Below are 243 nucleotides of genomic sequence, written 5' to 3' on the forward strand. Positions count from 1 at the left end.
CTTCCTCGGCCTCGGCATCGGCGAGCGGTCCTGCCACCGGCGCGGCGTTGGTCTCCACCTGCTCCAGCGAGAAGCTGCGGAAGTCGAGGATGTAGCCATTGCTGGCCAGGGCGCCGTCGAAGGTGAAGCGCAGGGTCTGCTCTCCGGCCGCAAGGGCGATCTCGGTGGTTGGCGTCTCGGCGAAGGTGGTGCCGCCGAAGCCGGTGTCGGGCCCGTTGCTGTCGGGCAGGTCGAAGCTGGCCA

At 69.5% G+C, this 243-nt stretch carries 1 protein-coding gene; it reads right to left on the bottom strand.

Annotated features, from left to right (window positions below; all coding sequences use genetic code 11):
• On the bottom strand, positions 1–243 hold a 243-nt coding region (locus ACXAJT_RS27695), incomplete at both ends, for a hypothetical protein (RefSeq protein WP_475242271.1).

It is taken from the genome of Salipiger sp. ABF4_146, from assembly GCF_056161345.1.